We start from the raw sequence: 13,500 nt of genomic DNA on the forward strand, positions 1-13,500 counted from the left end.
CCTTTGTGTCGTGGGGTCGGAGATGTGTATAAGAGCGCAAGCCCCCACCCCCGGCACCTGACCAATGCGGCGTTCGGTCGAGCTTCGGGGCGACTCGGTCAGTTCGCGACAGCCTCGAGCTGCGGGGTGATCCGATCGAGGGAGTACCGCACCGAGGTCGCAGACGGGGTGTTGAACCCGACCACGGTCGGATAGTCGACGACGGCGAGTCCGCCCTCGCGCACGGCGGGAAGATCCACGAAGCCGGGCAGCGCGTTCAACTGCTCTGCGCTGCCGCCGTTCGGCAGCATCACGACGAGGTCCGCGGTCAGGGCGTCGACCCGCTCGGGGCTGAGGGTGAGGCGGCCACCGGTCGCGCCCGCTTCGTCGACGAGCGCCCGCGGCACGGACATACCGAGCCGTTCGAACACGCTGCTCGCGCCATCGTCGGGATCCGCGACGACGATGATCTGGTTGGTGGAGAACATGTACTGGGCGAGTGCTGCGGTCTTGCCCTGCAGCCCGGGGAGGCGGTCCGCGAGCGCGTCGATGTCGGCGTTGGCCTCGGTGATGATCTCGTTCGCGCGGTCCTGTTGACCGAGGATCTCCCCGAGCACGGTGACCTGGTCCTCCCACTCGTCGACCTGTGCGTCGCCGAGTGCGGGGACGGTCGGAGCAATCTGACTCAGCTTGTCGAAGTCCGACCGGGTGGTGACGGTGTAGGAGCCGAGAATCAGGTCCGGGGTCTGGGCGGCGATCTGCTCGACCGGCAGGCTCATCGTCGAGGCCGACGCCTCGAGTTCCACCGCGTCCGCGGCGACGTCGGACTGCCACGGGAACAGGCCGCGCTCGTCACCCCGGTCGGCGCCGGAGTGGTACGCGACCGGCTGGACTCCGAATTCGAGCAGCGCGTCGACCCACTGGCTGGTTCCGGCGACGATCCGCGTCGGCGTGCCGTCGATGGTGGTGGTCCCGTACGTGTGCTCGACCGCGGTAGTGCGATCCGCAGAATCCGCTGCGGCGTCCTCGCCACAACTCGCGACGAGCAACGTCATCGTTCCGAGCGCTGCCACCGCGACGGTCTTGAGTGCACGCACAAAGCACCTCCAAAATTAGTGAAGGCTAACCTTTGCACGGACGCCCGGTTGTCGCCAGAGCTTCGTTACGCCCAGCGGGACAGCAATCGCTCGGCATCGGCAGCGATCCGCCTGACGATCTCACCCGCGGGCCGCTCCCCGTGCACCAGACCAACCGCCTCCCCCGCATACACGACGCCGCGACGAGGGTCGGCGGGATCGTAGGTCTGCTCCAACTGCGAGTCCGGGGCGTCGACGTCGTGGAAGTCGCGGGTGAAGTCGTTGACGATCGCGCGACCGCCCCACCGCGACGGCCACGGCTGGTTGCGAGCGCGGTCGAACACTGCCGTGTACACGGTGTCGGCGCTGCCGGCGTCGACGACCGCGGTCCGCGCGTAGTCGGGGCCGACGGTCTCGGGGCTGGCCAGCAGCGCGGTCCCGATCAGCGCGCCCTGCGCACCCGCCGCGAGCACGGCCGCGAGACCGCGACCGGTTCCGATTCCCCCCGCCGCGAGCACGGGAAGATCGGTGGCGTCCAGCAGCTCCTGCAGCAACGGCAGCGTCCCGATGCGACCGGTGTGTCCGCCTGCCTCACCGCCCTGCGCGATGATCACGTCGACCCCCGCACGCTCCGCCACCCGCATGTCGTCGAGGGTGTTCACCTGCGACGCGACGGGAATCCCGGCGGCGTGCGCGCGCGGCACGTACGGTGCCGGATCGCCGAACGAGAGCGAGAGCAGCGTCGGCTTCTCGGCAATCGCGGCGTCGAGGAGGCTGTCGTCGGTGTCGAGGGACCACGTCATCAACCCGATGCCGATGCGGCCGCCGCGTTCGCGGGCAACCGCTGCCTCGGACGCGACCCAGTCCGGCGAGTTGTAGCGGGCGGCGCCCAGCATGCCGAGGCCACCCGCCTTCGACACCTCGCCTGCGAGTTCGCCTCCGGCACGTCCACCCATCGGAGCGCCGAGGATCGGCACCTCGAGTCCCAACGTCTCCGTCAACCAGGTCTCGAGCACACCGCGTCCTTTCCTGCGGCGCCGCCCCCCGTCAGTGCTTCCGGTCCTGGTGCGGGCCGGAGGCACTGACGGGCGGAACGCCTACTTCTTGGGCTTGTCCGCCACCGACTCGTTCGACAGCGCCGCGACGAAGGCCTCCTGCGGGACCTCGACCCGGCCGATGGTCTTCATCCGCTTCTTGCCTTCCTTCTGCTTCTCGAGCAGCTTGCGCTTACGGCTGATGTCGCCGCCGTAGCACTTGGCGAGGACGTCCTTGCGGATCGCGCGGATGTTCTCGCGGGCGATGATCTTCGAGCCGATCGCAGCCTGGATCGGAACCTCGAACTGCTGGCGCGGGATGAGCTCACGCAGCTTGGTGGTCATCTTGTTGCCGTAGGCGAACGCGGCGTCCTTGTGCACGATGGCACTGAACGCGTCGACGGCCTCGCCCTGCAGCAGGATGTCCACCTTCACCAGCGCCGCGTCCTGTTCGCCCGCCTCCTCGTAGTCGAGGCTGGCGTAGCCCTTCGTCCGCGACTTGAGGGCGTCGAAGAAGTCGAACATGATCTCGCCCATCGGCAGCGTGTAGCGCAGTTCGACACGCGTCTCCGACAGGTAGTCCATGCCACCGAGTTCGCCGCGGCGGGACTGGCAGAGCTCCATGATCGCGCCGGTGTACTCGCTCGGCGCGATGACGGTGCACTTGGCCATCGGCTCGTACACCTCGCGCACCTTGCCCTCGGGCCAGTACGACGGGTTGGTCACCTCGTGCTCGGAGCCGTCCTCCATGATCACGCGGTAGACGACGTTCGGTGCGGTGGAGATGAGGTCGAGGCCGAACTCACGCTCGAGGCGGTCGCGGGTGATCTCCATGTGCAGCAGGCCGAGGAAGCCGCAGCGGAAGCCGAAGCCCAGCGCCACCGAGGTTTCCGGCTCGTAGGCCAGCGCGGCGTCGTTGAGGCGCAGCTTGTCGAGCGCGTCGCGGAGCACCGGGTAGTCGGAGCCGTCCATCGGGTACAGGCCGGAGTAGACCATCGGCTTCGGGTCGCGGTAGCCGGTCAGCGGCTCGGTCGCACCGTTGCGGAAGGTGGTCACGGTGTCGCCGACCCGGGACTGACGGACGTCCTTCACGCCGGTGATGAGGTAGCCGACCTCTCCGACGCCGAGGCCGACGGTGGCCTTGGGTTCGGGCGAGATGATGCCCACCTCGAGCAGTTCGTGGGTGGTGCCGGTCGACATCATCGTGATCTTCTCGCGGGGGCGGATCTTGCCGTCCACCACGCGCACGTAGGTGACCACGCCGCGGTAGGCGTCGTACACGGAGTCGAAGATCATCGCGCGCGCCGGGCCGTCGGCGTCGCCGACCGGCGCCGGAACCTGCTTGACGACCTCGTCGAGCAGTTCCTTGACGCCGACACCGGTCTTGCCGGACACCCGCAGCACGTCCTCCGGCTCGCAGCCGACGATGTGCGCGATCTCCGCGGCGTACCGGTCGGGGTCGGCGGCAGGCAGGTCGATCTTGTTGAGCACCGGGATGATGGTGAGGTCCTTCTCCATCGCCAGGTACAGGTTCGCGAGTGTCTGCGCCTCGATGCCCTGAGCGGCATCGACGAGGAGCACCGCACCCTCGCAGGCCTCGAGCGCGCGCGACACCTCGTAGGTGAAGTCGACGTGACCGGGGGTGTCGATCAGGTGCAGGACGATCTCTTCCTTGGTGCCGTCCTCGTGCTCGACGACCCACGGCAGCCGCACGTTCTGGGCCTTGATCGTGATGCCGCGTTCGCGCTCGATGTCCATCCGGTCGAGGTACTGCGCGCGCATCGCCCGCTCCTCGACGACACCGGTCAGCTGCAACATCCGGTCGGCCAGCGTCGACTTGCCGTGGTCGATGTGGGCGATGATGCAGAAGTTCCGGATCCGGGCCGGATCCGTGAACGTCGTGTCCGCGAAGGTGCTGATGGTGTGCTCCTGAAGTCGGCGGCGGCTCGAGTCGGGCCGCAGTCACTACCCAGAAGAATATGCCAGGCACCGCCCACCGAAGGTTCGGCCCCGCTCAGGGCAGGTTCGGCCCCGAGATGCACGCGACGACTGACTAGGTTGGGGGCATGGCTTCGAGGTGGACACAGTTAGGCAGACAACTCGGCGACATCGCGTTGCGGGAGGGCCCGAGAATTCTCAAGGGGTTGCAGCAGTCGGGCATTCTGCCCGGGAAGAAGACGGCGGACGCAGGCACGACGCACGAAGTGCCCGGGCCGAAGCCCCGCGACCGGGGCAGGCCGGTGTCGTCGACTGCCGTCCCCACAGCGCACCGCGCCCGCACCGTCGAGTACGCACCCGACCTGGACGGCCGCGCCGACCCCGGGGAAATCGTGTGGACGTGGGTGACGTACGAGGAGGACGCGGGACAGGGCAAGGACCGTCCGGTGCTGGTGGTCGGACGCGACGGCGCGACGCTGCTCGGCCTGATGCTGTCGTCGAACGCGGAGCGCGAGGGCAGCCGGAACTGGCTGGGTATCGGCGCGGGTTCGTGGGACGGCGGGAACCGGCCGAGCTGGGTGCGACTGGACCGGGTGCTCGATGTGCCGGAGTCCGGTATCCGCAGGGAGGGCGCGATCCTCGACCGCGCCCGGTTCGATCAGGTCGCCACGCGTCTGCGCAGCGACTACAGCTGGAGCTGATGTTCGGGTGAGGGGAACCCGTGACCGGTCGGACCGGTCACGGGTTCCCCTCATTCGGGGTCAGGCGTCGACGCGCTCGAGGCGACCGAAGAGACCGCGATAGGCGAACGCGCCGACGGCCCCGCCGACCAGGGGGAACAGGATGAACGCCCACAGCTGTGCGGGCGCTCCGTTCTGGTACCAGGCGACCGCGAAGCTGCGAGCCGGGTTGACGGACGTGTTGTCCACCGGAATCGACATGATGTGGATCGCGGCGAGTGTGAAACCGATCGCGACGCCTGCCAGCGGAATGTGGGAGAGGCGGTCGGTCGAGGCGAGCACCACGAAGACCAGCAGCGCGGTGAGCAGGATCTCGATGACGATCATCGCGCCGAAACCGTAGCCGGGCTGCAGCACACCGCCGAGGGGGCCCGCGATGGCGGACGGGCTGTGGTCGCCCCATCCGTTCGCGCCGAGGCCGGAGGCCGCGCGGTCGTACGACGGCAAACTGCTGGCAATGGCGAACACGGAGAGCCCGGCCGCAAGTCCGCCGACCACCTGCGCGGCCATGTACGCGACCGCCTTCGCGGGCGGAATGCGACCGATCACCAACTGGCCGAACGTGACGGCGGGGTTCACATGGCACCCGGAGATGGGTCCGATGGCGTACACGAGAATCAACAGCGTCAGGCCGAAGGCCAATGCGACGCCCAGATTCCCGACCCGATCGCCCGCCACGACTGCGGTACCGACGGCGACGAAGACGAGGATGAAGGTGCCGATACCCTCGGCTAGGTACTTCCTGGCGTCCGATACGGACTGCTGCTCGGAGATTTCCTGTGCTGTGAGAGTCATGTGCCACCTATCTGCGTCGAGGACGACATACTGGGAGGAACGCTCGCGAACAGCACGCTACGCGAGCCGAATGATCTCCACAACGACATCGAAGTCGGTGGATCCGCCGCCCGAGTAGATGCCCTTCAACGGCGGTACGTCCGCGTAGTCCCGGCCCACGGCGACGGAAACATGTTGCTCGCCGACCGGAACCGCGTTGGTCGGGTCGTACCCCCACCACGACCCCGTCCACGCCTGCACCCACGCGTGCGACTCGCCGCTGACGGACTCGCCGAGTTCCGCTTCACGGTGCGGATGTAGGTAGCCGGAGACATATCGACTCGGAATTCCCATAGCCCGCAACAACATTCGGGTGAGGTGGGCGTAGTCCTGGCACACGCCGCGCCGCTCCTCCCACGCCTCGAGAGCCGAGGTGCGCACTCCCGTCGCACCCGGCACGTACGACATGTTCTCGTGCACCCAGTTCGACGCCGCGACAACGGCATCCGCCGGACTGCTGTCCCGCCGAAGCTGCCGCGCGATCTCGTCGAACCGGTCACTGACCGGCACGTAGTCGGTCCCGGTCAGGTACTCGCCGTACTGGTCGCGAATGTTCTCGTCGGCCAGCGTGTCCCAGCCGACGCCGTCGGTCGGGACGGCGACCGCCTCGGTCTCGACGACCGACGATCCGGTGACCGAGAGCGCGGTGTGCGGCGCGTGCAGATCGAACGAGGTCACTGTCGTACCCCAGTAGTCCGTGTACCGGTACGCCCGCGTCGCAGGCGTCGTCTCCACGCGGTTGTGGATGACGTTCTGCCGCCCGTCGCTGCGCGGTGTCAACCGCGCCTCGTTGAACGACGACGTCACCGGCGCGTCGTATGCGAAACCGGTCGTGTGGATCACCCGAAGCCGCCAGGTCACGCGTCACCCTCCATTCCCGCGGGCACCCCGACTCCGCCGGTCCCCGCATCGGTCCACGCCACCCACGGGGCGGAGTGAAAGTACTGTTGCGCGATCGCTTCCTGGAGGTCGCGGCACGTCTTCTGCAGCGCGAGGAGTCGCTGCTGCAGGTCCTCCATCACCACCACCGGGGGCAGGAACTCGAGTTCGCTTCGCGCCCTTCCTACGATGCGCTGCGCCTCCGCACGGATACCGACGCGACTGCTCGGGTTGATGTCCAGTTGGTCGAGACACTGTTCCGCCTGCCTGATCGCGTGGAACACCGACCTGGGGAACAGCCGGTCGAGGAGGATGAACTCGACGACCCGGTGGGCGTCGAGTGCACCGCGGTACGTGCGCAGGTAGGTGTCCTGCGCGCCGGCGGAACGCAGCACGGTCACCCATGCGGGCGAGCTGTTGCGGTCGCCCGCACGCGAGAGCAGCAGCCGGACGAGCATGTCCACTCGTTCGACGGAGCAGCCGAGGAGCAGGAACCGGTATCCGTCGTCGCGACTGAGTGTGGAGTCGGCGAGGCCGGCGAACATCGCGGCTCGGGTCTCGACGTAGCTGAAGAACTCGTGCGGACCGAGGCGGCGCGCGGCCCTCACTCGTTCGGCCAGACCGTTGTACGTGGTGTTGAGGCACTCCCACATCTCGGTGGACGTGACTTCCCTTGCACCCCTGGCATTTTCGCGGGCACGTGACAGGGAGTCGACGATCGATCCGCCGCGGCTGCGACTGAACGCAACGGCATCGGTCAGCGACCAGACGTCCAACGGACCGTCCGGCGGGTCGATGCCGAGCACCCGCAGCAGCAGCCGGGACGACCGGTCCGGGTCGACCGTCGAGTCCTCGAACAGTTGATGGACCGCGACGTCGAGGATGCGGGCGGTGTCATCGGCCCGCTCGACGTAGCGGCCGATCCAGTACAGCGACTCCGCGTTACGCGCGAGCATCGGCGTCCCCCTCCTGCGGCCCGTCGATGGCGGGTTGCCATCGCCCGTTCTGCTGCTGCTGTTGTTGTTGCTGCTGTCCGGTGGACAGTTCGGGACCGAGTTCGCTGTGCCCGGGGCGGACCGGCTCGCCGACGAGTTCCCCGCCGCCCAGTTCCCGTTCGGCGTCGGGGACGCGGCTGGCGAGGACCCACGTGTCCTTGCTGCCACCGCCCTGACTGGAGTTGACGACGAGCGACCCCTCGGGGAGTGCGACGCGCGTCAGTCCACCGGGCAGCACCCAGACGCTGTCGCCGTCGTTCACCGCGAAGGGGCGGAGGTCGACGTGACGTGGCGAGAGGACGTCGCCGACCTTGGTGGGGACGGTCGACAGCTGCACGACCGGCTGCGCGATCCAGCCGCGAGGATCGGCGCGAATCTTCGCGCCGATCTCGGCGAGTTCCTTGGGTGAGGCATCCGGACCGAACACGATTCCGTACCCACCCGAACCCTCCACCGGCTTGATCACCAGGTCGTCGAGCATGTCGAGGACCTGCTCGCATTCGTCGGGCAGCCAGCAACGGAAGGTGTCGACGTTCTCGAGCAACGGCTTCTCGCCCAGGTAGTACTCGATGATCGCGGGGACGTAGGTGTACACGAGCTTGTCGTCGCCCACCCCGTTTCCCACGGCGCTGGAGATGACCACGTTGCCGGCACGGGCCGCGTTGAGCAGCCCGGCGACGCCGAGCACCGAGTCGGGCCGGAAGTGCATCGGGTCGAGGAACTCGTCGTCGATGCGTCGGTAGACGACGTCGACCTGCCGCTCCCCCTCCGTCGTGCGCATGTAGACGACGTTGTCCCGGCAGAACAGGTCCCTGCCCTCGACGAGTTCGACGCCCATCTGCCGGGCCAGCAGGGAGTGCTCGAAGTAGGCGGAGTTCGCGATACCGGGGGTGAGTACGACCACGGTCGGGTCGGCGGTGTTCACCGCGGCCGACGACCTCAGCGCCCGGAGCAGGTGCGCGGCGTAGTCGCCCACCGCCCGCACCCGATGCGAGGAGAACAGGTCGGGAAAGACTCGCGCCATGGTGCGCCGGTTCTCCATCACGTAGGAGACACCCGACGGGGAGCGAAGGTTGTCCTCGAGCACCCGGAAGGTGCCGTTGGCGTCCCGAATCACGTCGATCCCGGCGACGTGGATCCGGACCCCGTTCGGCGGCACGATGCCCATCGCTTCCCTGTGGAAGTGGTCGCAGGACGTCACCAGCCGCTTCGGGACCACCCGATCGCGGAGGATCTCCTGGTCGCCGTACACGTCGGCGAGGAACATCTCGAGCGCGCGGACACGTTGGGCGATGCCGAGCTCGAGTCCGGTCCACTCCTGCTCTCCGATCACCCTCGGGACGAGGTCGAGCGGAAACGGTCGCTCCTGCCCGGAGAGCGAGAACGTCACACCCTGGTCGACGAATGCCCGGGCCAACGCCTCCGCTCGGGCGGCCAGGTCGCTGGCGTTGGCAGGCGCGAGCGCCGCGAAGATCCCCTCGTACGGTTCTCGAACGGTGCCGTCGGCAGCGAACATTTCGTCGTGCGCGAGGGCGTAGCGACCGATGTCGGCGTACCCGTCGAAGACCTCGCCCTCCGACTGACCGGGCGCGGTTCGTGTGGCGGCTCGAGCGTTCATCGGCTCATGGTCCGGCACCCGTGTCACCGCGGCATCACGTACGGTAAAGGGGAGATGAGCGCGGCGAAACAACTGTGTTTCTCCGTTTCCGATGCGTGATCGCACACGCCGGTTTGGGACGGCACCTCGGCCACTGGTACAGTGGCCTGTCGGTGCCTAAGTGCACCCAAAGCTTTCTCAACCAGAAACCAGCGAAGACGACAGGATTTTACGCGTGGCCAACATCAAGTCCCAGGTGAAGCGGATCCAGACCAACGAGCGTCAGCGACTGCGCAACCAGTCGGTGAAGTCCTCGCTGCGCACCGCCATCCGCTCCTTCCGCGAGGCAGCTGCCGCGGGCGACAAGGACAAGGCCAGCGAGCTCCTCGTCTCCGCCAGCCGCAAGCTCGACAAGGCAGCCAGCAAGGGCGTCATCCACGCCAACCAGGCCGCCAACAAGAAGTCGGCGCTCGCCCTCGCCGCCAACAAGCTCTGACGCACCCCGTGTGACGGCTCGGCCGTCACTCGGCTGGCGGCTCTGCCGCCCGACTCACGTCATCGCTGGAGACCGCCCAGGTCATTCGACCGGGCGGTCTTTCGCGTTCCCGGGAACGGTTGCGCCCGGGACACGTGCTCACGACCGCAGTTCGGCTACCCGCCCCACGGCATATTCGACCGCGTAGTCCGCGTCCGCGGCCCCGCCCTTCACGTCCGCGTTGAGTTGCGCGACCACCCGCAGCGCGACGCCCAGGGTCTCGGGACTCCATCCCCGGGCCTGCGCCTGCGCCTTCTTCACCTTCCACGGCGCCATGCCGAGCCCCGACGCCATCTTGAACGGGTCGCCGCGTCCCGCGGAGTCCACGCGCGCGATGGTGTGCACGGCATCAGCCAGCGCATCGGCGAGCAGGACGTGCGGGACACCGCGCAGCATCGCCCATCGCAGTGCCTCGAGCGCTCCGGGCCGGTTGCCTGCCACCGCGAGCTCCGCGACGTCGAATCCGGACACCTCCGCTTTGCCCGAGTAGTACCGGTGCACCGCGGCAGCGTCGATGCGTCCGCCCGTGTCAGCGACCAGCTGCGAACACGCCGCCGCGAGTTCGCGCAGGTCGGAGCCGACCGCGTCGAGGATCGTCTCGATCACCTCGGGTGACACCCGGGCGCCGGCTGCCCGGAACTCTCCGCGGACGAAGTCGACGCGTTCGGACGCCTTGAGCTTGGCGCATTCGTGCACCTGCGCCCCCGACTTCTGCAGGACGCCGACCATCGCCTTCGCACGGCCGCCGCCGGAATGAAGGACGACGAGGGTGAACCCGTCCGGCGGGGCCGCGGCCGCGTCCTGAACGAGTGCGACGGCGTCCTTTCCCGCCTCGGCCGCGGCTTCGAGGACGATCACCTTGTCCTCGGCGAACAGCGACGGGCTGAGCAGTTCGGCCAGTTCGGCCGGGGTGGCGTCGCCGGTGCGCAGCCTCTCCACCGGAACATCCGTCGGGTTATCGGATGCTCCCCTCACCGTCGCGACGACGGACGCGACGGCCCGCTCGACGAGGAATTCCTCGTCGCCGAGGACGAGATGCAACTGCGCGGTCTGACTCACCGCACGATCGTCCCACGCCGGTACGTCACGGCCACACCGCCACCGCCGGCGCGGCTCACCGCGATGTCGCCGCCGAGGTCCGTCCGCGCGACCGTCGCACCCGTCTCCCGCAGTGTCCGGAGGATGTCGGGGTTGGGATGCCCGAAGGTGTTGCCCGCACCGACCGACACGACGACCAACCTCGCCCCGACCGCGCGGAGGAACTCCGGCGCGGTCGTCCGCGAACCGTGATGCGGCAGTTTGAGAACGTCCGCGGTGAGCGGAACCCCGTCGCGGATGAGGTCCCGCTGCCCTGCCGCCTCGACGTCGCCGGTCAGCAGGATGCGTCCCGCAACCGTGTCGACCGTCAGCACCAACGACTGGTCGTTGGCCGCGTCATCGGCGTCGTCGGGATCGCTCGGGGCGGGAAGCGTCGGACCGAGGACGCGCAACGTCAGCGTGCCGACCGTCAGCGCCTGCCCGGCGTGGACAGACGTGAGCGGCACGCCCGCACCGGCCGCCAGCGCCCGCACCTGCTCGTACGCCTGCGTCGGCAGCCGCATCGGCCCGGTCACGATCTGCCCGACCGATCGCCCGTGCAGGACGCCCGGCAGCCCGTCGACGTGGTCGGCGTGCAGATGAGTCAGTACGACGGCCCTGACCGACCGCACCCCCAGCCGGTCCAGGCAGCCGTCCACCGGCCGCGATGCGGGACCGGCGTCGACGACGACCGCCGACCCGTCGCCCGCGTCGAGCACGAGTGCGTCACCCTGCCCGACATCGCACGCCACCAGAACCCAGTCCGCGACCGGCCAGCCCGGCATCAGCATCCGGAGCGGTATCCAGGCGACGGCCAACCCGATCACGACGGCGATCGCCACGATCCGAAGCCGACGCACCGCGACCGCCGTGACTGCCGCTGCGGCCGTGACGGTGAGGATCGCGAAGCCGAATGCCCCCGACGGTACGACCACCGACGCTCCCGGGACCTCCGCGGCTTCACGCGCCACTCTCAGCAACCACCACAGCGGCGGGCCGGTCGCGAGTGCGACGACCTCGCCGAGCGGGACCCAGGCCGTCGCGCCCGCCGCGGCCACGGCCCCGATCACCGTGACCGGCGCGATCACCGGGGCGACAAGCAGATTCGCGGCGACGGCGACCATGCTGACCGTCCCCGACATCGCCGCCACGATCGGCACGGTGACGACGTGGGCGGCGACGGCCACCGCGACCGCTTCGGCCACGGCGCGGGGCCAGCCGCGACGTTGCCACCGCCGCGCCCAGCGCGGCGCGATCAGGACCAGCGCCGCGGTCGCCGCGACGGACAGCGTGAAACCGTAGCTGACGGCCAGTTCCGGAAACCAGGCGAGCAGCGCGACGACCGAGGCTGCGAGTGCGGGCACGGCCTGACGGCGTCGGCCGACCACCATCGCCAGCAGCACCACCGCACCCATCGCGGCGGCCCGCAGCACGCTCGCGGACGGCCTGGCCACGACGACGAAGCCGACGAGCGCGACGCCGGCGACGGCCGCCGTGGCGCGAGGGCCGAGCGCGGCCGCCCGGGTGAGGAGCAGGATCGCCCCCAACAGGATCGAGATGTTGGCGCCGGACACCGCCGTCAGATGACTGAGACCGGCCGCGGTGAAGTCGTCGTCCACGGGTTCCGGCAGATTCGACGTGTCGCCGACCACGAGACCGGGCAGCAGTCCGGCGGCATCGGTCGGCAGGGCGCGAGATGCCGCCTCCGCAAAGCGTTCTCGCACGTGCCCTGCCGCGCGTTGATGCCAGGGCGGATCACCGACCTCGGTCGGCGGCCCGGTCGCCCGGACCACCGCGACGGTGAGATCCGCACGGTCCGATTCACCGACCCGTCCGCGCAACTGCACCCGCTGACCCGGCAGCAGATCCTGCCAGCCGTCAATGGGGGCGAAGACGAGCACCGCTCCCCCGACGTCGAGTGCGCCGCGCGCGGTGTCCATCGAGCGGAGCGAGACGCGGACCAGCACGGAGCCACCGGCGGGCCCGCGGACGGGACGCGGGTCGTCGGCGACGACCGCGGTCAGGGTGAGGTGCCCGCCGCGCTCCGCGACCGCGGCGAGGGGATGGCTCCGGACCGCATGCACCCGCAGCGCGGTGGCGCCGGCGAATCCCGCCCCGACGAGTAGTGCCGCGATCACCGCGCCCGCCGCTGCCGCCGAGCGCTTCCGCAGTCCTGCCGCCGCCACCGCTCCCGCCAGGGCGACCGCCGCGAACCACACCGCTGCGCGCCACCCGAGCCCGATCCCGACAGCGGTTGCCGCCCAGGACATTCCAGCGGACGGCAGCAGGCGGAGATCCAGGACCCGCGGCGACGTCACCGCACCGTCACGAGTGTGCGCAGCTTCTCGAGTCGCGCAGGACCGATCCCGTCGACCTCGCCGAGCTGCTCGACGTCGGTGAAGCTGCCGTTCGCGGTGCGCCACGAGACGATCGCGGTCGCGGTGACCGGCCCGACTCCGGGCAAGGTGTCCAGCTGCTGCTCGGTTGCGGTGTTGAGATCGACCGGTCCACCGGTGGCGTTACCCGGACCTCCGGCCGCGCCCCCACCGACAGCACCCGCGCCGATGGTGGCACTTCCGGCGACGGGCACCGACCCGGGAGCGGGTGCCAGGCCGACGAGCACTTGGTCGCCGTCGGCGAGCCGCTGCGCGAGGTTGAGTCCCAGCAGGTCCGCGCCCTCCCTCGCACCGCCTGCGGCGGCGAGCGCGTCGGCGACCCGCGATCCGTCCGGCAGGTGGACGAGGCCACTCGTGTGGACGAGCCCGACCACGCTGACGACGATGTCGGAGGCGGGGGGCGGGGGCGCTGGCGTGTCG

General features: G+C 69.4%; 12 protein-coding genes. 2 read left to right on the forward strand and 10 right to left on the reverse strand.

Translation table 11 applies throughout. From position 1 onward, the window contains the following. Positions 1–98: 98 nt before the first annotated feature. From FFS72_RS26080 to lepA, 3 genes are all read right to left on the reverse strand, one after another. The gene (locus FFS72_RS26080) at positions 99–1,076 is read right to left on the reverse strand and encodes an ABC transporter substrate-binding protein (RefSeq protein WP_137876664.1); all 978 of its coding nucleotides are present in this window, start codon (positions 1,074–1,076) and stop codon (positions 99–101) included. Between the two features lie 65 nt (positions 1,077–1,141). After that, complete coding sequence (locus FFS72_RS26085; protein WP_137876665.1) at positions 1,142–2,071, reverse strand: NAD(P)H-dependent flavin oxidoreductase; 930 nt, start codon at positions 2,069–2,071, stop codon at positions 1,142–1,144. Positions 2,072–2,152: 81 nt separating this feature from the next. Next, a complete protein-coding gene (lepA, locus tag FFS72_RS26090; protein ID WP_137876666.1) occupies positions 2,153–4,051 on the reverse strand; it encodes a translation elongation factor 4 in 1,899 nt (632 codons plus the stop codon). Positions 4,052–4,155: 104 nt separating this feature from the next. On the opposite strand from lepA, the gene FFS72_RS26095 reads away from it, so the two are divergent. After that, on the forward strand, positions 4,156–4,728 hold the full coding sequence (locus FFS72_RS26095) for a type II toxin-antitoxin system PemK/MazF family toxin (protein ID WP_137876667.1): 573 nt from the start codon (positions 4,156–4,158) through the stop codon (positions 4,726–4,728). A 60-nt stretch (positions 4,729–4,788) separates the two neighbouring features. On the opposite strand, the gene FFS72_RS26100 is transcribed toward FFS72_RS26095, so the two are convergent. The 4 genes from FFS72_RS26100 to FFS72_RS26115 are packed head-to-tail and all read right to left on the reverse strand — an operon-like array spanning position 4,789 to position 9,093. Continuing rightward, positions 4,789–5,562, reverse strand: coding sequence for an aquaporin (locus FFS72_RS26100; RefSeq protein WP_137876668.1), 774 nt, complete (start codon positions 5,560–5,562; stop codon positions 4,789–4,791). A 57-nt stretch (positions 5,563–5,619) separates the two neighbouring features. Next, positions 5,620–6,462, reverse strand: coding sequence for a transglutaminase family protein (locus FFS72_RS26105; RefSeq protein WP_137876669.1), 843 nt, complete (start codon positions 6,460–6,462; stop codon positions 5,620–5,622). Then, on the reverse strand, positions 6,459–7,436 hold the full coding sequence (locus FFS72_RS26110; protein WP_137876670.1) for an alpha-E domain-containing protein: 978 nt from the start codon (positions 7,434–7,436) through the stop codon (positions 6,459–6,461). The genes FFS72_RS26105 and FFS72_RS26110 overlap by 4 nt, the downstream gene beginning before the upstream one ends. Then, positions 7,423–9,093, reverse strand: coding sequence for a circularly permuted type 2 ATP-grasp protein (locus FFS72_RS26115; RefSeq protein ID WP_137876671.1), 1,671 nt, complete (start codon positions 9,091–9,093; stop codon positions 7,423–7,425). Before FFS72_RS26115 ends, FFS72_RS26110 begins: the two co-directional genes overlap by 14 nt. A gap of 214 nt (positions 9,094–9,307) precedes the next feature. Here FFS72_RS26115 and rpsT point away from each other — a divergent pair, with 214 nt between their 5' ends. Then, positions 9,308–9,568 (forward strand): 30S ribosomal protein S20, encoded by a 261-nt coding sequence (gene rpsT, locus FFS72_RS26120; RefSeq protein ID WP_050067009.1) that lies wholly within the window; start codon positions 9,308–9,310, stop codon positions 9,566–9,568. 138 nt (positions 9,569–9,706) lie between these two features. Here rpsT and holA read toward each other — a convergent pair whose 3' ends face one another. The 3 genes from holA to FFS72_RS26135 all read right to left on the reverse strand — a co-directional run. Then, a complete protein-coding gene (gene holA / locus FFS72_RS26125; RefSeq protein ID WP_137876672.1) occupies positions 9,707–10,666 on the reverse strand; it encodes a DNA polymerase III subunit delta in 960 nt (319 codons plus the stop codon). Continuing rightward, a complete protein-coding gene (locus FFS72_RS26130) occupies positions 10,663–12,954 on the reverse strand; it encodes a ComEC/Rec2 family competence protein (RefSeq protein WP_137876673.1) in 2,292 nt (763 codons plus the stop codon). The genes holA and FFS72_RS26130 overlap by 4 nt, the downstream gene beginning before the upstream one ends. A 44-nt stretch (positions 12,955–12,998) precedes the next feature. Continuing rightward, a partial coding sequence (locus tag FFS72_RS26135; protein WP_171018839.1) for a ComEA family DNA-binding protein occupies positions 12,999–13,500 on the reverse strand: 502 nt, incomplete at its 5' end.

Origin of the sequence: Rhodococcus sp. Q (genome assembly GCF_005503035.1) — a bacterium.
GTDB lineage: Bacteria > Actinomycetota > Actinomycetes > Mycobacteriales > Mycobacteriaceae > Rhodococcus_G.

Bases quoted from the DNA above. Each gene is read 5' to 3' on its own strand.
- FFS72_RS26110 (WP_137876670.1), bottom strand. From the start codon at position 7,436: ATGCTCGCGCGTAACGCGGAGTCGCTGTACTGGATCGGCCGCTACGTC.
- FFS72_RS26095 (WP_137876667.1), top strand. From the start codon at position 4,156: ATGGCTTCGAGGTGGACACAGTTAGGCAGACAACTCGGCGACATCGCG.
- FFS72_RS26100 (WP_137876668.1), bottom strand. From the start codon at position 5,562: ATGACTCTCACAGCACAGGAAATCTCCGAGCAGCAGTCCGTATCGGAC.
- FFS72_RS26130 (WP_137876673.1), bottom strand. From the start codon at position 12,954: ATGTCCTGGGCGGCAACCGCTGTCGGGATCGGGCTCGGGTGGCGCGCA.
- FFS72_RS26115 (WP_137876671.1), bottom strand. From the start codon at position 9,093: ATGAACGCTCGAGCCGCCACACGAACCGCGCCCGGTCAGTCGGAGGGC.